Below are 18,757 nucleotides of genomic sequence, written 5' to 3'. Positions count from 1 at the left end.
GTCGTTGTCAGGACGGCTGCTCGGGCGGCAGCAGCGGTGCGACGGGCACGATCGGCAGGCCGGCCACGGTCAGCACGCCGGCCTGGATCGTCACCGGCACCCGCACCGCCTTGCGGCCACCCTCCTCGACCTGTTCGAACAGGCCCAGCATCTGTTCCAGCATGGTGCGGACCTGCGGCGTCATGCGGCCGGACCGTTCCAGCCGGGCCAGCAATTCCTCGGCACCGGCGATACGGAAGGAGGCGGCCCCTTCCGGCCGCAGCAGTTTGTCGACCGCGAACGTGCCGTCGCCGGTCACCGTCACCTCGCCGGCGATCGCCTCGAAGCGGGTAAGGTCGACCGTGCCCCCGGCATCGCGCCAGCGTTCCAGCGCCGCACGATCGACCGGCTCGTCGATCGGCTGCGGCCGGGTGACGTCGATGAACAGCCGCGACAGCGTCGGATAGTCTTCCGCCTCGGGGTCGAGCCCTTCCATCTCCAGTGCCGCCCGGGCGCCACCCTCGGCCTCGCGGCGCTCATGGACCTGAAGCCGCTCCGTGGTGAAGGCGGCAGGCGGGGCATCGCCTTCGATCATGCGCCCCTTGATCTTCGTCATGTCGAGCGCCCCGCGCTCCAGCCGGCCGGCCTCGTCGAAGACCAGGCTCGACGCGGCGTGTTCGGGCTCAATCTCGATCCGCGCCGTGGCATCGGCAAAGACGATCGGGCCCTCGATCACCGCCACCAGATGGCGCATCTGCAAGGGCTGCACATAGACCACCACCCGGTCGGCCCGGACGGTATTGCGGCCGTTCTCCGCCGTCAGCACCGGCTGCGGCACGGTCGCCTCCACCCGGAACGGCCAGCCGTTCACGGCCACGTCTCCATGCGCAAAACTGCGCCCGGATTTCGCCTGGTCGGCCGCAAAGGCGTCGACGGACGCCTTCACCTCGTCGGCGATGCGGAACCAGACCACCGTCCAGGCCCCAAGGGCGACCACCGGGATGGCGAGGAGAACGAACACACGCTTCAGTCGCATGAGGCCAGGGCTTTCTCCGTTGGACGGCAGCACCACGAGCGGCACGGCTGGGGCCTGTATAACGCGGCGAGGAACAGGGGTCGAGATATGGGAGGATCGCCCCTCAATGGTCACGGGGCTTCGGCCCGGTCATGGGCAGCCAGACGGTCACAAGGCTTTTCGCACCCGCAGGTCGCGGCGTAGACTGCACGGCTGAGACTGCCGGACGGGCATGACATGGGAAGGCGGATGATGTCGATGGACGGTGGCGACGTCTGGGTGTTCGGCTACGGCTCTCTGATGTGGCGGCCGGGCTTCGAGCCGGCAGAGGCCCGGGCAGCGCTGCTCTACGGCTATCACCGCGCATTGTGCATCTATTCCACCCGCTATCGCGGCACGCCCGAGCGGCCCGGCCTTGTGATGGGGCTGGATCGCGGCGGCGCCTGCCGGGGCATCGCCTTCCGTATCCGGGCCGACGAAACCCGAACCGTGCTCGCCTATCTGGACGACCGCGAGATGGGCCAGGATGATCGGGTCTATCTGCGCCGGATTCTGCCGGTCCGGCTCGACGACGGCCGCCGGGTACCGGCCGTCACCTATGTCGCCGATCGCAACGGCGCCCGCTATACCGGCCGGCTGGGGCTGGAACACATGGCGGAGCTGGTCCGCGCCGGCACCGGCATGATGGGGACGGCCCGGGACTATCTGTCGCAGACGCTGGAGCGCATGGCCGAGATGGGCCTGCATGGCGGCCCGCTCCGCGACGTTCTGGATGCGGTGGCACGCGGCGTCGAGGTCCCGACGGCAGAGTACACCCGCGCAACAAATTTGCCTTCCGGGCCCACCTCGGGTAAGCACGTGTAGGATCAGAAGAACCAAGGCGATGGAAACGCACAGGACGGCCGCCAGACGATGACCGAAACGGACGGAACGCCCGCCGGAAAAGGGGCACTCGATACGGGCAACAATCCCGCCCTCAGGGCGATCTTCGGCGAAGACCACCCGCTGATCAGCCATTTCGGTCTCGAGGTGCTGGAGATCGACAAGGGCCTGGCGGTGGTACGCCTGCCCTATCGCAGCTTCATGATCGGCAACCCCGAGACCGGCGTGCTGCACGGCGGCGTGGTCACCACGCTGATCGACAGCGCCTGCGGCATTGCGGTTTTCACCGCCCTGCCCCGGCTGCAGCCGATCGCGACGCTCGACCTGCGCATCGACTATATGCGCCCGTCCACGCCGAACAAATGGCTGCACGCCCGCGCCCGGGTAACCCGCGTCACCCCCAATGTTGCCTTCGTCACCGCCGAAGCCTGGCACGAGGGCGAGGACGGCCCCATCGCCACCGCCGCCGGCAGCTTCATGATCGGCACCAAGGTGACCCATCGCGAGGACGCCGAATGACCAGCCTTCAGGATGCCATCGAGCGGTCGCGCGCCACCGGCGACTTCACGCCCCTGAACCAGGCGGTGCCCTATGCCCGGTTCCTGAACCTCACCGCCAATCTGGTCGAGGACGAACTGGTCTTCCGGATGGGCTATCGCCCGGAGCATATCGGCAACCCGGTGCTTCGGGCGCTGCATGGCGGGATCATCGGCTCGCTGCTGGAAACCGCTGCCCTCTCCCACGTCACCTGGGAGATGTCTCAGGTCCGCGTGCCCAAGACGATCACCATCACCATCGACTATCTGCGATCGGGCCGCGCGGTGGATACCTATGCCACCAGCCGGATCACCAAGATGGGCCGTCGGGTGGTCAATGTTCACACCACGGCATGGCAGGAAGACCGGGCGCGCCCGATCGCCTCGGCCATCGCACATTTCCTGATCGACTGAACACGGCTCCGGGGATTTCATCCACATTTCGGACGACATGTGGATGCTGGCGCCGACTCCGTTTCTGATCAAAGAGTTACAAAGACCGCCAGACTCTGTTCAGCCCGGATGTCCGCACGGATCCCCAGATCATACACAGAGTTATCCACAGACTGCGGTGGATGGTCGCATCACCTCAGCGGCCCCTGGATGATCCGTCCGCCAGCCGGGCCGAGGCCGGCTCGATGACCGCCGCGACGGCATCGAGCAGCGCATCCCCCTGAAGCCCGGGCGCCAGCGGCGGCAGGATCTCGATCACCGTCACTCCCGGCCGCTTGTCCAGCAGGCCCTTGCCCCAGAACAGACCGGTGTTGAGCGCCACCGGCACCACCGGCAGATCGGGGGTGGCCCGCGCCACCAGGGCAAGCCCGCGCTTGTAATCGGGCGGCGCACCGGGCGCACGGCGGGTGCCTTCGGGAAAGATGATCAGGGGCCGGCGCTCGGCCGCGCAGGCCCGTGCGGCGGTGTGCATCCGCCTGAGCGCAGACGGCCCGCGCGCCCGGTCGATCGGCACCATGCCCACCCGCTTCAGATACCAGCCGAAGACCGGTATAGAGGTCAGCTCCCGCTTGAGCACGAAGGCCGGCCGGTCGAAAAGCGCGCCCAGCACGAAGGTCTCCAGCATCGACTGATGCTTGGCGGCGACGATGAAGGGTTCGGGCGGCAGATGCGCGCGGCCGCGGATCTCGACCCTGAGGCCGACCACCAGCCTCAGCACCGCCAGGAACCCCCGGATCCACACCCGGCGCAGCCACCAGAGCGCCCCCCGGCTCCAGGCGACGGGCAGGGCGGCCAGCATGATCACCGTGCCCCAGAGATAGAAGAACAGGCTGAAGACCAGCGCCCGCACAGCAGTCATGCCCCGACCTCGTCGACCGTGCCGGCCGGCCAGGGCAGCAGCTTGCGGAGCAGCCAGTCCCGCGCCCAGGCGACCAGGAATTTCTGATACTCGGCCAGGAACAGCGCGGCCGTGCCCGGCCAGCGCCACCAGCCGTCCTGTTTGACATGTTCCGGGATGACCGGATGAGGCAGGATCTCCACCCCCGGCAAGGCGCGACGGAACTCGATCAGGGCCCGCGGCAGATGATAGGACGCCGTAACCAGGCGGATCGACCGCACGCCCTGCGCCTCTGCCCAGCCATAGGTCTCGCGGGCATTGCCCACCGTGTCGCCGGCGGAAAAGCCCAGCACCACACGCCCCGCATAGTCTGCGGCCTCACGCCCCGACGCCTTCAGCAGGCCGGGCAGGTCGACCCGGCGGTCGACGCCCGAAATGAACAGCCGCGGCGCCGCCCCCGCATCCAGCAGATCCAGCCCCACCCCCAGCCGGTCGGCGCCGCCGGTCAACACCACGATCGCATCGGTGCGCCGCCAGTCGGGCGGGGTTTCGGACGGCAGGGTTTCGGCATAGATCACGAAACCGGCTGCCCAGGCCCCCACCGCCACCAGCAGCAGGCGCCAGACCAGCAGGCGCAACCGCCAGGGACGCCGTCGCGGTCCCCCTGCCGATGCGCCGCCCAGCCGCCGCCCACGGCCACGGCGGCTCACGGCATCGCCCTCAGGCGCCGGATGACGGTGATGCGGGCGACCAGCGCCGCCACCACCGCCAGGGCCGGCGTCACCAGGATGAGGCCGCCCCAGCCGACCGGCCCGGGGTCGAGCCGCGGCAGCAGTGGCGCCGAGGTCTCGGGCAGAACCGCACCCGCGGCAAAGACCAGCGTCGCCGCCACCAGGCTGCCGGCCAGACCGCCCCAGAAGCCGACCCGGAGCCCCTGCATGGCGAACTGCCGGGCGACATAGTCGTCGGGCGCGCCCATGACATGGAGGATGTCGATGGTCTCGCGATGGATGGCCAGCGCAGTCTTGACCGCAAAAATCACCGCCAGCGCCGCCGCAAGCCCGAAGAGCGCGCCCAACCCCGCCGCAGCGGCCTGCACCGTGCGGCCGATCGCCGCCAGCCGTGCCACCCAGTCGCCCGGCCGCTCCAGTCGGGCGCCCTCGATCATCTCGGCGATGCGGTCGGACAAGGCCTCGATCTCCCCCGGCCGGGCCGGTGCGAGCGTCAGATCGACCAGGGTCGGCAGCGGCAGATCCACCTCGGCCAGTTCCGGCCCCAGCCAGGGGGAGACCAGGGCTTCGGCATCCTCGCGCGGGACCGGCCGGATCTCGCGCACCAGCGGCTCGGCCTCCAGCAGCCCGATCAATGGCCCGAGCCGGGCATCGGGCCCGTGATCCTGATCTTCCGATGCCGGCAGCCAGACCGTCGCCCGATCGCCGAGCGCCGCGGCCCAACGATCGATCGCCCGGTCGGCCGTGCCGATCGCGATCAGAGCCAGCGCCAGAAGGGCCGCCATCGGCGCCAGCAGCCAGGGCAGAAAACGCGCCGACAGATCCCGGCCAAGCGGCAGGCCCGCGCCACGACGACCGATCATGACCGCCCCTCCCCCCGCGTTTCTTCGGCGCGTGGCGCCACTGGCGCCGTGCGCTGAACCACGGGTCCCCGCGGCGGCGGAGCGGGCGGCATGGTCTTCAGCCGCCCCTCGGTCAGCACCAGGCGGGGATGACGGAAGCGGGCAAGCAGGGTCGTGTCATGGGTGGCGATCACGATGGTCGTGCCCAGCTTGTTCAGCTCTTCGAAGAGGTGCATCAGCTTCAGGCCCATCTCGGCATCCAGATTGCCGGTCGGCTCGTCGGCAAGCAGAAGCCGCGGCCGGACCACAACCGCCCGGGCGATCGCCAGGCGCTGCTGCTGGCCGCCCGACAGCGTGGCGGGCGAGGCCGCTTCATGCTCACCCAGCCCCACCCAGGCCAGCAGCTCCCCCACATCGCGGCGGATCTCGGCCTCCGGCGCCTTCAGGATGCGCAACGGCAGGGCGACGTTGTCGAACACGCTCAGATGCGGCAGCAGGCGGAAATCCTGGAAAACCACGCCCATGCGCTGACGCATGCGTGCGCGATCGGCACGGCCGAGTTCGCGGACATCCCGGCCGAAGAGCGAAATCTGCCCCGCCGTCGGCCGCTGGGCCAGGTAGAGCAGCCGCAGAAGTGTGGACTTTCCGGCACCGCTCGGGCCGGTCAGAAAGTGATAAGAGCCGGGTGCGAGGCTGAAGCTGACGCCGTGCAGCACCTCGGCGCCGCCGTCATACCGCATGCCGACGTCGTCGAACCGGACTAGAGCCGTCTCGTCGGCCATCGATCCTGCCTGTTGCGAGGGGGTTCCGTAGGAGGGTATCCTCATGACGCGCCGCGGGAAGCATGGCACGGGGCCGGTGGCCTTGCAACCGGCACCCGGTGGAGCCTATAACCCGCCCGGACGGAGGCTGCAACCTTGGCTGCACCCGTTCATCCGGCGCGAGGACCTCCCCTGCCAGGCCGCCCGGCGGCACGGCGCATGCCGCCCCGCACACCCTCGGTTTCGAGCGATGATCCTGACCTGCCCGGCCTGTTCGACCCGCTATACGCTCGACCCGCAGTCCCTGGGCCCTGACGGCCGGAAGGTGCGTTGCACCCAATGCGGCCATGTCTGGCACCAGGACCCGCCGGCCGACATGCCGCGCCCCCTGGCGCTGCCCCGTGACGAGAACCCCGACGAACCCGCCAGCCTGTACGAGCGGCGCCCGGTTGCCATGGATGTGGCCCCCGCCCGCAGCCCGCGCTGGCCGGCCTTCACCGCCCTCGGCATCGTGATCGCCGCGATGATCGGCGGCCTGATCGTGGGCCGGGAACAGGTGGTGCGCGCCCTGCCCTTCACCGCCGCCGTCTATGGCACGCTGGGCCTGGGTGTCGGGGGAGAGGTGCTGGGGCTCGAGGTCCGCAACCTGGTTGCCCGGGGCGAAACGGTCGAGGGGCGCCCGATCCTCGAAATCGACGGCGAGATCTATAATCTCTCCGACGGTGTCCGGGCCGTACCGCCGCTCACGATCATGTATTACGGCGCGGACGGTCAGGAACTCGGAACGTCGAGCTTCAGCGTCTCGTCGAACCGCATGCTGCCCGGCGAGGTTTTGCGCTTCAACCAGCGGGTCGAAAATCCGCCGCGGGAAGCAGTCCGCTTCGACGTGCGCTTCTCGGCCGCAGAATAGACTCCCAAGGGCGCCGCCGCCGCCAGGCGCGGCGCCTTATCCATCCCCGACATCTGGAGACCAGACCGCATGCGTCCGGAAGGCGACATCCGCACCCTGATCAGCCGAGGCGAAATCGACCAGAGGATCCAGGGGCTCTCCTCGGAGATCGCGTCGAGCATGGGGCCGGAACCGTTGCTGGTCGCCATCCTGAAGGGCAGCTTCGTCTTCTGCGCCGATCTGATCCGGAGCCTGCACGGCGCCGGCATGCAGCCGCAGGTCGATTTCATGATGCTGTCCAGCTATGGCCGCAGCACGACCAGCTCGGGCGTGGTCGAGATCCGCAAGGACGTGACCGACTCGGTCGAGGGCCGCCAGATCCTGCTGATCGACGACATCCTGGAAAGCGGCCGCACCCTGCGCTTCGCCCGCGACCATCTGCTGTCGCGCGGCGCAGCCGAGGTGAAATCCTGCGTGCTGCTCCACAAGCCCGGCAAGGCGAAGGTGGAGTTCCAGGCCGATCATGTGGGCTTCACCGTCGATGACCTGTTCGTGATCGGCTACGGCCTCGACTACGCCCATTATTTCCGCGAGCTGCCCTTTATCGGCGTGCTGGCCCCCAAGGAGGGCTGACCCCGCTCGGCAGCCCGGCAGTCGGACGGCAAGAGGGCGGCAGCCGGTGACCGGCTGCCGCCCTCTTCGTTCATGCGCGGGCCCGCCGGATCTCAGATCCAGTCGGGGACACGGTCCATCGCGATCAGCTCGTCGACCGTCTGGCGCGGACGGATGACGGCATAGCGGTCGCCATCGACCAGCACCTCGGGCACCAGCTCGCGGGCATTGTAGGTGTTGGACATGGTGGCGCCATAGGCACCGGCCGAACGGAAGGCGACCAGATCGCCCCGCGCCACCGGCGGCATCGGCCGCTCGCGGGCGAAGACATCGGTGCTCTCGCAGACGGGACCCACGATCTCCACCGGCGCCCGCGCCGCCCCGGCTGCGGGCTCGGTGACCGCCACCACCTCGTGATAGGCATCATAGAGCGCCGGGCGCATCAGGTCGTTCATGCCCGCATCCAGGATCAGGAAGCGCTTGCTTGCCGTCTCCTTGACATAGACCACCTCGGAAAGCATCAGCCCGGCATTGCCGACGATCACCCGGCCCGGCTCGAAGATCAGCTTCAGATCCAGGTCACCCGTCACCCGGTGCACCATCTCCGCATAGGCCTGGGGCGCCGGCGGCGTCTCGTCGCTATAGGGGATGCCGAGGCCGCCACCCAGATCGAGATGGCGGATCGGATGGCCTTCGGCCTTGAGCCTGCGGATCAGCTCCACCGTGCGGGTGAAAGCCGCCTCGAAGGGTTCGAGCTTCGAAAGCTGCGAGCCGATATGCAGGTCGATGCCGGTCGCCTCGACATGCGGCAGCCGTCGGGCATGGGCGTATACGTCGATCGCACGATCCCAGGCGATGCCGAACTTGTTGTCGGCCTTGCCGGTGGTGATCTTGGCATGGGTGCCGGCATCGACATCGGGGTTGATGCGCAGCGACACCCGCGCCGTCACCCCCATGGCTGCCGCCACCTGCTCGATCGCGTCCAGTTCGGCGTCGCTTTCGACGTTGAACTGCAGGATGCCCGCCTCCAGCGCCGCGCGGATCTCGGCATCGGTCTTGGCAACGCCGGAGAACACGATCTTCCCGGCCGGGATGCCGGCAGCCAGAGCGCGCTTCATCTCGCCTGCCGAGACGACATCGGCGCCATAGCCCTCCGCCGCCAGCAGCTTCAGGACCGCCTGATTGCCATTGGCCTTCACGGCATAGCAGATCAGCGGATCCAGCCCCGCCAGCGCGTCGCGAAAGACGCGGGCATGGCGGGTCAGGGTCGCGCGGGAATAAACGTAGACCGGGGTGCCCACCTCGGCCGCGATCCGGGTCAGCGGCACGTCCTCGGCATGGAGGATGCCGTTGCGGTATTCGAAATGATCCATGTCGTCCTCGGGATCGGGCGTCAGTAGGGCGGCACACCAAGGCCGGGGCCGTTGGTGCGGCCCGGGGTCACCAGGCTCTTCGGGTCGGACCCCAGCGGATAGTTGGGGATCTTCTCCTTGTCGACGGTGCCGTCGGATTTCACCGCCATCGGCGGCACCAGCTCACCCTTCTTGCCGCAGGCGGCAAGGGCCGTCGCCATCATCAGGGCCAGGACGAGGTGTCGGAGGCGGATGGAGAGGTGGCTCACAGAAAGCGCTCCCTGGCTTCGGCCGCACGGGCACGCACGCCGTCGGGCGCGGTACCGCCGAACGACATGCGGCTGCGCACCGAGGCATCGACGGTCAGCACCGCCATCGCCCCGGCCGTGATCCGGGCATCCACCGCCGCCAGATCCTCGGCGGAAAGTTCGTCGAGCCGGAGCCCGCGGGTCTCGGCGGCGCGGACCACGCGGCCGGTCAGATGGTGCGCCTCGCGGAAGGGCAGCCCCACCACCCGCACCAGCCAGTCGGCCAGATCGGTCGCCGTGGAATAGCCGCCCGAGGCCTGGGCACGCATGGCATCGGGGTTGACGGTCAGGTCGCGGATCATGCCGGTCATGGCCTGGATGGCCAGCGACAGGGCGTCGACCGCATCGAAGGTCGGCTCCTTGTCTTCCTGCATGTCCTTCGAATAGGCGAGCGGCAACCCCTTCATCACCGTCATCAGCGCCACCTGGGCGCCCATGATCCGGCCGACCTTGGCGCGGACCAGTTCGGCCGCATCGGGGTTGCGCTTCTGGGGCATGATCGACGAGCCGGTGGTGTAGGCGTCGGACATGCGCACGAAGCGGAAGGGCGCCGACGACCAGATCACCAGCTCTTCGGCAATGCGCGAAAGATGGGTGCCGCAGATGGCCGCCGCCCCCAGGAACTCCAGCGCGAAATCGCGCGCCGAGACGCCGTCGAGCGAGTTGGCCATCGGCCGGTCGAAGCCGAGTTCGGCGGCCGTCATATGCCGGTCGATCGGGAAGGAGGTGCCGGCCAGCGCCGCCGACCCCAGCGGGCTCTCGTTCAGCCGGCGGCGGGCGTCGGAAAGCCGGCCGCGATCGCGGCCGAACATCTCGACATAGGCCAGCAGATGATGACCGAAGGTCACCGGCTGGGCGGTCTGAAGATGGGTGAAGCCGGGCATCACCGTCTCGGCATGCTGTTCCGCACGCTCGATCAGGGCCGCCTGCAGATCGCGGAGCTGGCCGTCGAAACGGTCGAGCATGTCGCGCAGCCACAGCCGGAAATCGGTCGCGACCTGATCGTTGCGCGACCGGCCGGTGTGCAGCCGCTTGCCGGCATCGCCGATGATCTCGGTCAGCCGGGCTTCGACATTCATATGGATGTCTTCAAGCTCGCGGCTGAAGGGGAAGTCACCGCCCTCGATCTCGGCCAGGACCTGATCGAGCCCGTTTTCGATCGCAGCCACATCCTCGGCCGAGAGGATCCCCCTGGCGCCCAGCATCCGGGCATGGGCGCGCGAGCCGGCGATGTCCTGGGCGTAGAGGCGCTTGTCGAAATCGATGGAGGCGTTAATCTCCTGCATCAGATCCGAGGGCGCGCTGTCGAAGTGGCCGCCCCACATGTTCACGCCGCTCGCGCGGCCGGCGCCGCCCTTGCTGTCGCTGGTCATCTCGCTCCTCGGCTTCCTGGCAGGTCGGGGGACCTGGATGGTCTCCCCGGGTTTCGACGGATGGGGACGGCGATTGCGCGGCAGGCGGATAGTCGCGACAGCCCTTCCTCACACGGAGATCCTCCTCGCATGAAGAAACCGGTCATCGCCGCTCTCGCCGCCGCCGTCGTCGTCATCGTGGCGGGTGTCCTTATCTACCGCGGCTTCGGCCCCGCCGACAAGCCGGGCGGGATCGATGCCTCCTTCGCACGGGACAGTCTGGCGAAGCTTCAGGTCCAGGACCAGCCCGCTCCACTGCCGGCGCTTGAAATGACCAGGCTCGACGGCAGCCCGGTGACGCTTGCCGACTACCGGGGCAAGGTCGTGCTGCTCAACTTCTGGGCCACGTGGTGCGCACCCTGTATCGAGGAAATGCCGGCCCTGAACCGGCTCCAGGCCTCGCTCGGCGGCGCCGACTTCACCGTGCTTGCGGTCGCGGCCGATCAGGGTGGGGCGGCCGTGGTCGGCCCCTTCCTCGAAAAGCTGAATCTCGACCGGATCGAGGTTGCGATCGACAAGCCCATGCGCACCCTGGGCGCCACCAGGGTCGCCGGCCTGCCCACCACCCTGCTGATCGATCGCGAAGGCCGCGAGATCGCCCGGCTGGTCGGCATCGCCCATTGGGACGCGCCCGAAGGTCTGGCCCTGATCAACGCCGCCATCGGCAAAGCGGCGGCGGGCGGCTGAGGTTCAAACGGCAGGGGCCGCCCGGAAGGCGGCCCCGAAAGGTTCGGTGATCCTGTGCCGCGTCAGCGGGTCGGCCGGTGTCAGCGGGTCGGCCGGCGTCAGCGGGTCGGGACGGGCACGTCGCCACGATAGTCGTAGAAGCCGCGATCGGTCTTGCGACCCAGCCAGCCGGCCTCGACATACTTCACCAGCAGCGGGCAGGGGCGATACTTGCTGTCGGCCAGGCCATCATAGAGCACCTGCATGATCGACAGGCAGGTATCGAGGCCGATGAAGTCGGCCAGCTCCAGCGGACCCATCGGATGGTTCGCGCCCAGCTTCATGGCGGTGTCGATCGCCTCGACCGTGCCGACGCCCTCGTAGAGCGTGTAGATCGCCTCGTTGATCATCGGCAGCAGGATGCGGTTGACGATGAAGGCCGGGAAGTCTTCCGACACCGCCGGGGTCTTGTCGAGCTTGAACACCAGCTCGCGCACCACCTCGTAGGTCGGGTTGTCGGTCGCGATGCCGCGGATCAGTTCCACCAGCTGCATGCGCGGCACCGGGTTCATGAAATGCATGCCCATGAACCGCTCGGGGTGACGCATGGTCGCAGCCAGGCGGGTGATCGACAGCGACGAGGTGTTGGTCGCGACGATCACCTCGTCCTTCAGCATGTCGCGGATCTCGGCGAAGATCTTCCGCTTCAGTTCTTCGCTCTCGGTGGCCGCCTCGATCACCAGGTCGATCGTCTCGAAGCCGGCATAACCGACCTGCGTCCTGATCCGGGACAGAGCGGCGGGCTTGTCCGCGGGCTCGATCTCGCTGCGCGACACCTGACGGTCGAGCGCCTGCTCGATCCGGTCGAGCGCCTTGGCGAGCTGCGCCTCGGAAATGTCGACCATCGTGACGTCGTAGCCGGCGAGCGCACAGACATGCGCGATGCCGCGGCCCATCTGGCCTGCCCCGATGACGCCGATCTTCCTGATCATGAGGACCGCACCTTCTTCGACTTGACAGCCCGGGACAGGGCCCGGCGTCGCTTGCTTTACACAAGTTACGCCAGACCCCGCACCGGGCTCGGTTTTCTTTCACATGACCGGCATCGTTCCGGTCATATGTTACTTCACTTCTGCAGCGTCTCGGTCAGCTCGGGGACGATCTTGAACAGATCGCCCACAAGGCCGTAATCGGCGACCTGGAAGATCGGCGCCTCTTCGTCCTTGTTGATCGCCACGATCACCTTGCTGTCCTTCATGCCGGCCAGGTGCTGGATGGCACCCGAAATGCCGACCGCGACATAAAGCTGCGGCGCGACGACCTTGCCGGTCTGGCCGACCTGGTAGTCGTTCGGCACATAGCCGGCATCGACGGCCGCGCGGCTGGCGCCGACGGCGGCGCCCAGGGCGTCCGCCAGACCTTCGATGATCTTGAAGTTGTCGGAGCTGCCGACGCCGCGGCCACCCGACACCACGATCTTCGCGCTGGCGAGTTCGGGACGCTCGGACTTGCTCAGGCTCTGGCCGACGAAGCGGCTGAGGCCCGCATCCTCACCGGCGGCGATGGTCTCGACGGCGGCCGAACCGCCCTCGGCCTCGGCCGCCTTGAAGGCGGTGCCGCGGATGGTGAGGACCTTCACCTTGTCGGAGGACTGCACGGTCGCCAGCGCGTTGCCGGCATAGATCGGGCGGACGAAGGTGTCTTCCGACACGATCTCGATCGCGTCCGAAATCTGCGCGACGTCCAGCAGAGCGGCCACGCGCGGCAGCACGTTCTTCGCAACGCTGCTCGACGAGGCGACGATGTGGCTGTAGTCGCCGGCCAGACCCACGATCAGCGGGGCCAGGTTCTCGGGCAGGCCACCCTGATACTGGTCGCCCTCGGCATGCAGAACCTTGGCGACGCCCTGCACCTTGGCGGCAGCCTCGGCGGCCGCACCGGCATCCTTGCCGGCAACCAGCACATGCACATCGCCCAGCTTCGCACCGGCGGTGACGGCGTTCAGGGTCGCGGCGCCGAGCGACGCGTTGTTGTGATCGGCAATGACGAGAACCGTCATGGTCAGATAACCCCCGCCTCGTTCTTCAGCTTGTCCACCAGCGTCGCGATATCCGGCACCTTGATGCCGCCCTTGCGCTTCGGCGGCTCGGTGACCTTCAGCGTCTTCAGACGCGGCGCCACGTCCACGCCGAAATCGCCGGGGGTCTTGGTGTCGAGCGGCTTCTTCTTCGCCTTCATGATGTTCGGCAGCGAAGCGTAGCGGGGCTCGTTGAGACGCAGATCGGTGGTGACGATCGCGGGCAGCTTGAGCGAGACGGTCTCGAGACCGCCGTCGATCTCGCGGATCACCTCGACCTCGGCGTCACCGACGGTGACCTTCGATGCGAAGGTGCCCTGGGCCCAGCCCAGCAGCGCCGCCAGCATCTGGCCGGTCTGGTTGGAGTCGTCGTCGATCGCCTGCTTGCCCAGAACGACCAGCTGCGGCTGCTCGGCCTCGGCCACCGCCTTCAGCAGCTTGGCGACGGCGAGCGGCTGGACCTCTTCATCGGTCTCGATCAGCAGGCCGCGATCCGCGCCCATGGCCAGCGCCGTGCGGATCTGTTCCTGTGCACCCTTGGGGCCGATGGACACGACCACGATCTCGGTGGCCTTGCCGGCTTCCTTCAGCCGCACGGCTTCCTCGACCGCGATCTCGTCGAAGGGGTTCATCGACATCTTGACGTTGGCGAGGTCGACGCCGGTCTGGTCAGCCTTGACGCGGACCTTGACGTTATAGTCGACCACGCGCTTGACGGGGACGAGTACCTTCATAGATCTCCCGACTCCAGTTGGGTTTCTTGGCTCTACGTCGTCCGGTCGCATCCCCCGACCCCCTCAGCGGGTGCGGATCCGGACCAGGACGCCCGGCAGCGAACGGCAGGGCGCCGGCTCTCTGTCGGACGACAGGCGACCGGCTGCCCGGGCGGACCGCGACGGCCTGCGTCACATGGCTCCCGACTGCCGGTTCCCCGATTGAGTCCACCGCACATTAGGCGCTGCGACGTGCGGTGTCAATTTCGGGGCACCTCTCGAAAATTCAAGGAACGCCGCGGCTTAAGGCCGCGTCAGCGGTTGGCGCCCGGCACCCAGAGCACGTCGCGCGCACCCTTGTCGTTCAGATGGCGCGCCAGGACGAACAAATGATCGGACAGCCGGTTGAGGTAGCGCAGCGCCGCCTCGTTCACCGGCTCCACCCGCATCAGCTCGACCAGCTCGCGCTCTGCACGACGGACGACGGTCCGTGCCAGATGCAGATGGGCCGCAGCCGGGGTGCCTCCGGGCAGGATGAAGGATTTGAGCGGCTGAAGCCCGGCATTCATCGCATCGATCTCGGCTTCCAGGCGGTCGACCTGGGCCGGCAGAATGCGCAGCGCCCTGGCCTCCCGCGCGGGATCGTCGCCGGCGGGGCAGGCAAGGTCCGCCCCCAGATCGAACAGATCGTTCTGGATCCGGGCGAGCATGCGGTCTTCCTCGCTCTCGGTCTCCAGATGCAGCCGCACCAGCCCGATCACGCCGTTCGCCTCGTCGACCGTGCCGTAAGAGGCGACCCGGAGGTCGTCCTTCGGCCGGCGGCTGCCATCGCCGAGCGAGGTTTCGCCGCGATCGCCGCCGCGGGTGTAGATGCGGGTGAGCTGGACCATCGGGGGCTCCGTCGGTGGGTGAAAGCAAGATAGCCAGGGGGCGATGGCCACGGCCGGCGGGGGCCACGGCCGGCGGGCTCAGCCGCCCGTCATCGCCAGGAACAGCAGAACGAGCAGGATCGCCAGCGCCTGCAGCAGCACCCGCCACTGCATCAGCTTGTTCGAGTATTTCTGGTTGAAGCGCCCGCCGACGAGCATCGACATCACGCCCACCAGGAGAACACCGGCCGTGGCGACCATCGCAACCACGATCAGAACCGGCATCACGCCTGACATCGTATCCATGGCCCGCAATATGGCCCCGCCGGGCCCGGTCTGACAGGGTCAACCGGTCCCGGCGGGGGAGATTTTCGCGCGAAGGCCGGCTTCCCTGCGGAAGCCGGCCCCGTCACCCTCAACCCAGAAGGCGGCGGGCGATGACCTGTGCCTGGATCTCGGCCGCACCCTCGAACACGTTGAGGATGCGCGCATCACAGAGCACGCGGCTGATCGGATATTCCTCGGCATAGCCGTTGCCGCCATGAACCTGGACGGCATTGTCGGCCGTGGCCCAGGCGACGCGGGCCGCCAGCAGCTTGGCCATGCCGGCCTCCAGGTCGCAGCGCCGGTCGCTGTCCTTCTCGCGTGCCGAGAAATAGGTCAGCTGGCGGGCGATCATGATCTCGACTGCCGCCCAGACCAGCTTGTCGAAGACCCGCGGGAAGGCGTAGATCGGCTTGTTGAACTGCACGCGCTCATGGGCGTAGCGCAGCCCCATTTCCAGCGCCGACTGCGCAACGCCGACCGCGCGGGCCGCCGTCTGGATCCGGGCGCTTTCGAAGGTCGCCATCAGCTGCTTGAAGCCCTGGCCCTCGGTCCGGCCCAGCAGATTGTCGGCCGGCACGGTGAAATCGTCGAAGCCGATCTCGTATTCCTTCATGCCGCGATAGCCGAGCACGCGGATTTCGCCGCCGCTCATGCCCTCGGCCGGGAAGGGATCGGCATCGGTGCCCCGGGGCTTCTCGGCCAGGAACATCGACAGGCCGGAATAGTTCTTCGTCGCCGGATCGGTGCGCACCAGCAGAGTCATCAGATCGGCGCGGGCGGCATGGGTGATCCAGGTCTTGTTGCCGGTCACCCGATAGACGTCGCCATCGCGCGTCGCGCGGGTCTTGAGGCCGCCGAGGTCGGAGCCGGTGCCGGGTTCGGTGAAAACCGCGGTCGGCAGGATCTCGCCCGAGGCGAGGCGCGGCAGCCAGCTCTGCTTCTGGTCTTCCGTACCGCCCAGCCGGATCAGCTCGGCCGCGATCTCGGACCGGGTTCCCAGCGAGCCGACGCCGATATAGCCACGCGACAGCTCTTCGGTAACCAGGCACATCGCGACCTTGGAGAGGCCGAGCCCGCCGAATTCCTCGGGCACGGTCAGGCCGAAGACGCCCAGCTCCGCCATCTGGTTCACGACCTCGATCGGGATCAGCTCGTCGGCCTTGTGCCAGTCATGGGCGAAGGGGACGACCTTTTCCTCCACGAAGCGGCGGAACTGGTCGCGGATCATCAGCAGGGTCTCGTCTTCGAGCCCCAGCTCGCCGAAATTGCCCTCGGCGATCAGCGCCGCCAGCCGGGCCCGTACCGCAGCGGTGTTGCCCGCACGCAGAAACAGCCCCGCATCACCCTGGGACAGTGCCGCCGCCTCGTCGATCAGGCCGAAATCGGCCGGACGGACGATCTCGCCCTGCGACATGGGCAGGCCGCCCTGCAGCTGCGCCACATACTCGCCGAAGGCGGTCTGCAGCATCAGCCCCTCGGTCTCGCCCAGGCGCCCCTCGGCTTCCAGCCGGCGTGCCCAGCCCAGCATCTGGCGCAGGGCCTCGACATAGGTCGCCGTCCAGGCAAGGCCATGGGCGGCATGCTGGCTGGCATCGAGCACGGCGGCATCGACCTTGCCGTCGCGGCGCACCATCCCGCCGACGGCGGTCTGGACGGCATCGGCATAGGCCTCGACGGCGGCAAGGGCACGTTCGGCCCGGTCGAGCAGATCGTCGATCAGGACGGGGGCGTCGGTCACGGGCGAAAGGGTCGCGGTGGAAGCGGACATGGGAGGAATGGTCCTCTGGTCGGAAGACGTGTCGAACACTGCGGAGGTCGGAAACGGCGGGATACCGGACCGGATATGGCCCTGAGGCGGCCGGCGTCCAGCGCCGGCCCGGCCGATCCGATGCGGCATCCAGACGACGGTGCGGCGCCGCCCGCCCGATCCGGTTCCCTGGCGGGGCCGGATCGGGACAGGCAGCGCCGGGACCGGGCGAGGCGGCACCGCCGCCCGGTCGCTCACCGCGTCAGGTCAGTCAGCCGTCGATGGCGTCCTCGATCGTCCGCAGGCCCGGGCGCGGCGCCTGGACCAGCACGGCCATGTTGCCGGGCTTGTGCTGGTTGCGGAACATCTTCATGTGCGCCTCGGGGATGTCGTCCCACGAGAAGACTTCCGACATGCAGGGGTCGATGCGACGCTCGATCACCAGCCGGTTGGCCTGGGCGGCCTGCTTAAGATTGGCGAAATGGCTGCCCTGGATACGCTTCTGGCGCATCCACACGAAGCGGGCATCCATGGTCAGGTTGTAGCCGGTGGTGCCGGCGCAGAACACGACCATGCCGCCGCGCTTCACCACATAGGTCGAGACCGGGAAGGTCTGCTCACCCGGGTGCTCGAACACGAAATCGACGTCGTTGCCCTTGCCGGTCACGTCCCAGATCGCCTTGCCGAAGGCGCGGACGCGGCGGATGTAGTCGTTATAGCCCTGAACGTCGTCGACCTCGGGCAGACGGCCCCAGCAGTCGAAGTTCTTGCGGTTGATCGCGGCCTTGGCACCCAGGCTGAGCACGAAGTCGCGCTTGTTGTCCTCAGAGATGACCGCGATGCCGTTGGCACCGGCCGTGGCGATCAGCTGCAGCGCCATCGAGCCCAGACCGCCGGCGGCGCCCCAGACCAGAACGTTGTCGCCCGGACGCAGGATGTGCGGGCGATGGCCGAACAGCATGCGATAGGCCGTGGCGAGCGTCAGCATGTAGCAGCCGCTCTCTTCCCAGGTCAGATGGCGCGGGCGCGGCATCAGCTGGCGCGACTGCACGCGGCAGAACTGGGCGAAAGAGCCGTCCGGGGTCTCGTAGCCCCAGATGCGCTGCGACGGCGAGAACATCGGGTCGCCGCCGTTGCACTCCTCGTCGTCACCATCGTCCTGGTTACAGTGGACGACGACCTCGTCGCCGACCTTGAAGCGCTTCACCTTGGAGCCGATGGCCCAGACGATGCCCGAGGCATCGGAGCCGGCGATGTGATACGGCGCGCCATGGCCGTCGAACGGCGAGATCGGACGGCCGAGCGAGGCCCAGACGCCGTTATAGTTGACGCCGGCGGCCATCACCATGACCAGCACTTCGTCCGGCGCCAGATCCTTGGGGGTTTCGACGACCTCGACCTGCATGGCGGTGTCGGGGTTGCCGTGACGCTCCCGGCGGATGCACCAGGCGTACATCTGATCCGGAACATGGCCCAGCGGCGGAATCTCGCCGACCTCGTAGAGCGACTTGACCGGCTGGGTGCGGGTCGTCTCGGCGGCGGTGGTGTCAGTGTTCATGGGAAGACCGTGCCCTCGTTCTACTTCTCTCGACCTTAAGCGTCCGCAGGTGGGGTCGGGGCACCACGCAATCCTGCGGCCTCCTGGCAGCGCCCCGATGTCCGGGGCCGGCGTACTGTCGTGGAACCGCGCGTATTGTTCGCGCGTTGGTTCTTGTCGTTCGTTCTTGGTGGTATCGTTCGGATGGTCC

The 18,757-nt window shown here is 68.1% G+C and carries 21 protein-coding genes; 6 read left to right on the top strand and 15 right to left on the bottom strand.

Annotated elements, in window-relative coordinates; all coding sequences use genetic code 11:
• Positions 1-7 precede the first annotated feature (7 nt).
• The gene (locus tag WI697_RS02720; protein WP_345957269.1) at positions 8-1,015 is read right to left on the bottom strand and encodes a DUF2125 domain-containing protein; all 1,008 of its coding nucleotides are present in this window, start codon (positions 1,013-1,015) and stop codon (positions 8-10) included.
• A gap of 228 nt (positions 1,016-1,243) precedes the next feature.
• Between WI697_RS02720 and WI697_RS02715 the strand changes: the two genes are divergently transcribed.
• From WI697_RS02715 to WI697_RS02705, 3 genes are read left to right on the top strand one after another with little or no spacing between them, the layout of a single operon-like run.
• Entirely contained in the window at positions 1,244-1,858 is a 615-nt protein-coding gene (locus WI697_RS02715; protein WP_014743656.1) for a gamma-glutamylcyclotransferase, read from the top strand.
• Positions 1,859-1,906: 48 nt separating this feature from the next.
• Positions 1,907-2,395, top strand: a complete 489-nt coding sequence (locus WI697_RS02710) for a PaaI family thioesterase (protein WP_014743655.1) — start codon at positions 1,907-1,909, stop codon at positions 2,393-2,395.
• The gene (locus tag WI697_RS02705; protein ID WP_014743654.1) at positions 2,392-2,826 is read left to right on the top strand and encodes a PaaI family thioesterase; all 435 of its coding nucleotides are present in this window, start codon (positions 2,392-2,394) and stop codon (positions 2,824-2,826) included. Before WI697_RS02710 ends, WI697_RS02705 begins: the two co-directional genes overlap by 4 nt.
• A 175-nt stretch (positions 2,827-3,001) precedes the next feature.
• On the opposite strand, the gene WI697_RS02700 is transcribed toward WI697_RS02705, so the two are convergent.
• The 4 genes from WI697_RS02700 to ftsE are packed head-to-tail and all read right to left on the bottom strand — an operon-like array spanning position 3,002 to position 6,058.
• Positions 3,002-3,724, bottom strand: a complete 723-nt coding sequence (locus WI697_RS02700; RefSeq protein WP_062770188.1) for a lysophospholipid acyltransferase family protein — start codon at positions 3,722-3,724, stop codon at positions 3,002-3,004.
• Complete coding sequence (locus WI697_RS02695) at positions 3,721-4,413, bottom strand: YdcF family protein (protein ID WP_345957268.1); 693 nt, start codon at positions 4,411-4,413, stop codon at positions 3,721-3,723. Before WI697_RS02695 ends, WI697_RS02700 begins: the two co-directional genes overlap by 4 nt.
• Positions 4,410-5,297 (bottom strand): cell division protein FtsX, encoded by an 888-nt coding sequence (locus WI697_RS02690; RefSeq protein ID WP_345957267.1) that lies wholly within the window; start codon positions 5,295-5,297, stop codon positions 4,410-4,412. Before WI697_RS02690 ends, WI697_RS02695 begins: the two co-directional genes overlap by 4 nt.
• Positions 5,294-6,058: a cell division ATP-binding protein FtsE gene (ftsE, locus tag WI697_RS02685; RefSeq protein ID WP_062770179.1), complete on the bottom strand. Its 765-nt coding sequence runs from the start codon at positions 6,056-6,058 to the stop codon at positions 5,294-5,296. Before ftsE ends, WI697_RS02690 begins: the two co-directional genes overlap by 4 nt.
• Positions 6,059-6,287: 229 nt before the next feature.
• On the opposite strand from ftsE, the gene WI697_RS02680 reads away from it, so the two are divergent.
• Positions 6,288-6,947, top strand: coding sequence for an MJ0042-type zinc finger domain-containing protein (locus tag WI697_RS02680; RefSeq protein WP_345957266.1), 660 nt, complete (start codon positions 6,288-6,290; stop codon positions 6,945-6,947).
• A 69-nt stretch (positions 6,948-7,016) separates the two neighbouring features.
• Positions 7,017-7,559: a hypoxanthine phosphoribosyltransferase gene (gene hpt, locus WI697_RS02675; RefSeq protein ID WP_062770173.1), complete on the top strand. Its 543-nt coding sequence runs from the start codon at positions 7,017-7,019 to the stop codon at positions 7,557-7,559.
• Positions 7,560-7,651: 92 nt separating this feature from the next.
• Here the strand turns inward: hpt and lysA are convergent, their stop codons facing one another.
• The 3 genes from lysA to argH are packed head-to-tail and all read right to left on the bottom strand — an operon-like array spanning position 7,652 to position 10,571.
• Positions 7,652-8,911 carry a diaminopimelate decarboxylase gene (lysA, locus tag WI697_RS02670; protein WP_062770170.1) on the bottom strand — a complete coding sequence of 420 codons (1,260 nt, stop codon included), beginning with the start codon at positions 8,909-8,911 and terminating at the stop codon, positions 7,652-7,654.
• A gap of 20 nt (positions 8,912-8,931) precedes the next feature.
• Positions 8,932-9,159: an LPS translocon maturation chaperone LptM gene (lptM, locus tag WI697_RS02665; protein WP_345957265.1), complete on the bottom strand. Its 228-nt coding sequence runs from the start codon at positions 9,157-9,159 to the stop codon at positions 8,932-8,934.
• Entirely contained in the window at positions 9,156-10,571 is a 1,416-nt protein-coding gene (gene argH / locus WI697_RS02660) for an argininosuccinate lyase (RefSeq protein WP_345957264.1), read from the bottom strand. Before argH ends, lptM begins: the two co-directional genes overlap by 4 nt.
• A 129-nt stretch (positions 10,572-10,700) precedes the next feature.
• On the opposite strand from argH, the gene WI697_RS02655 reads away from it, so the two are divergent.
• Positions 10,701-11,297 carry a TlpA disulfide reductase family protein gene (locus tag WI697_RS02655; protein ID WP_345957263.1) on the top strand — a complete coding sequence of 199 codons (597 nt, stop codon included), beginning with the start codon at positions 10,701-10,703 and terminating at the stop codon, positions 11,295-11,297.
• 98 nt (positions 11,298-11,395) lie between these two features.
• Here WI697_RS02655 and WI697_RS02650 read toward each other — a convergent pair whose 3' ends face one another.
• The 7 genes from WI697_RS02650 to ccrA all read right to left on the bottom strand — a co-directional run bounded on the left by WI697_RS02650 (position 11,396) and on the right by ccrA (position 18,567).
• On the bottom strand, positions 11,396-12,268 hold the full coding sequence (locus WI697_RS02650) for a 3-hydroxybutyryl-CoA dehydrogenase (protein ID WP_062770161.1): 873 nt from the start codon (positions 12,266-12,268) through the stop codon (positions 11,396-11,398).
• Positions 12,269-12,402: 134 nt separating this feature from the next.
• Entirely contained in the window at positions 12,403-13,335 is a 933-nt protein-coding gene (locus WI697_RS02645) for an electron transfer flavoprotein subunit alpha/FixB family protein (RefSeq protein WP_014743643.1), read from the bottom strand.
• 2 nt (positions 13,336-13,337) lie between these two features.
• Positions 13,338-14,087, bottom strand: a complete 750-nt coding sequence (locus WI697_RS02640) for an electron transfer flavoprotein subunit beta/FixA family protein (RefSeq protein WP_345957262.1) — start codon at positions 14,085-14,087, stop codon at positions 13,338-13,340.
• 293 nt (positions 14,088-14,380) lie between these two features.
• Positions 14,381-14,956: a cob(I)yrinic acid a,c-diamide adenosyltransferase gene (locus WI697_RS02635; protein WP_062770158.1), complete on the bottom strand. Its 576-nt coding sequence runs from the start codon at positions 14,954-14,956 to the stop codon at positions 14,381-14,383.
• A gap of 78 nt (positions 14,957-15,034) precedes the next feature.
• Positions 15,035-15,241: a twin transmembrane helix small protein gene (locus tag WI697_RS02630; RefSeq protein ID WP_231889553.1), complete on the bottom strand. Its 207-nt coding sequence runs from the start codon at positions 15,239-15,241 to the stop codon at positions 15,035-15,037.
• A 109-nt stretch (positions 15,242-15,350) separates the two neighbouring features.
• On the bottom strand, positions 15,351-17,030 hold the full coding sequence (locus tag WI697_RS02625; protein ID WP_298641045.1) for an acyl-CoA dehydrogenase family protein: 1,680 nt from the start codon (positions 17,028-17,030) through the stop codon (positions 15,351-15,353).
• Between the two features lie 250 nt (positions 17,031-17,280).
• Complete coding sequence (ccrA, locus tag WI697_RS02620; protein WP_062770152.1) at positions 17,281-18,567, bottom strand: crotonyl-CoA carboxylase/reductase; 1,287 nt, start codon at positions 18,565-18,567, stop codon at positions 17,281-17,283.
• Positions 18,568-18,757: the final 190 nt, after the last annotated feature.

Origin of the sequence: Tistrella mobilis (assembly GCF_039634785.1) — a bacterium.
Taxonomy (GTDB): Bacteria; Pseudomonadota; Alphaproteobacteria; order Tistrellales; family Tistrellaceae; genus Tistrella; species Tistrella mobilis.
This window is presented reverse-complemented; position numbering and strand designations above follow the sequence as displayed.

Coding starts and splice junctions, on each gene's coding strand:
- WI697_RS02720 (WP_345957269.1), bottom strand. CDS start 1,015: ATGCGACTGAAGCGTGTGTTCGTTCTCCTCGCCATCCCGGTGGTCGCC.
- WI697_RS02715 (WP_014743656.1), top strand. CDS start 1,244: ATGATGTCGATGGACGGTGGCGACGTCTGGGTGTTCGGCTACGGCTCT.
- WI697_RS02710 (WP_014743655.1), top strand. CDS start 1,907: ATGACCGAAACGGACGGAACGCCCGCCGGAAAAGGGGCACTCGATACG.
- WI697_RS02705 (WP_014743654.1), top strand. CDS start 2,392: ATGACCAGCCTTCAGGATGCCATCGAGCGGTCGCGCGCCACCGGCGAC.
- WI697_RS02700 (WP_062770188.1), bottom strand. CDS start 3,724: ATGACTGCTGTGCGGGCGCTGGTCTTCAGCCTGTTCTTCTATCTCTGG.
- WI697_RS02690 (WP_345957267.1), bottom strand. CDS start 5,297: ATGATCGGTCGTCGTGGCGCGGGCCTGCCGCTTGGCCGGGATCTGTCG.
- ftsE (WP_062770179.1), bottom strand. CDS start 6,058: ATGGCCGACGAGACGGCTCTAGTCCGGTTCGACGACGTCGGCATGCGG.
- WI697_RS02680 (WP_345957266.1), top strand. CDS start 6,288: ATGATCCTGACCTGCCCGGCCTGTTCGACCCGCTATACGCTCGACCCG.
- hpt (WP_062770173.1), top strand. CDS start 7,017: ATGCGTCCGGAAGGCGACATCCGCACCCTGATCAGCCGAGGCGAAATC.
- lysA (WP_062770170.1), bottom strand. CDS start 8,911: ATGGATCATTTCGAATACCGCAACGGCATCCTCCATGCCGAGGACGTG.
- argH (WP_345957264.1), bottom strand. CDS start 10,571: ATGACCAGCGACAGCAAGGGCGGCGCCGGCCGCGCGAGCGGCGTGAAC.
- WI697_RS02655 (WP_345957263.1), top strand. CDS start 10,701: ATGAAGAAACCGGTCATCGCCGCTCTCGCCGCCGCCGTCGTCGTCATC.
- WI697_RS02650 (WP_062770161.1), bottom strand. CDS start 12,268: ATGATCAGGAAGATCGGCGTCATCGGGGCAGGCCAGATGGGCCGCGGC.
- WI697_RS02645 (WP_014743643.1), bottom strand. CDS start 13,335: ATGACGGTTCTCGTCATTGCCGATCACAACAACGCGTCGCTCGGCGCC.
- WI697_RS02640 (WP_345957262.1), bottom strand. CDS start 14,087: ATGAAGGTACTCGTCCCCGTCAAGCGCGTGGTCGACTATAACGTCAAG.
- WI697_RS02635 (WP_062770158.1), bottom strand. CDS start 14,956: ATGGTCCAGCTCACCCGCATCTACACCCGCGGCGGCGATCGCGGCGAA.
- WI697_RS02630 (WP_231889553.1), bottom strand. CDS start 15,241: ATGGATACGATGTCAGGCGTGATGCCGGTTCTGATCGTGGTTGCGATG.
- WI697_RS02625 (WP_298641045.1), bottom strand. CDS start 17,030: ATGTCCGCTTCCACCGCGACCCTTTCGCCCGTGACCGACGCCCCCGTC.
- ccrA (WP_062770152.1), bottom strand. CDS start 18,567: ATGAACACTGACACCACCGCCGCCGAGACGACCCGCACCCAGCCGGTC.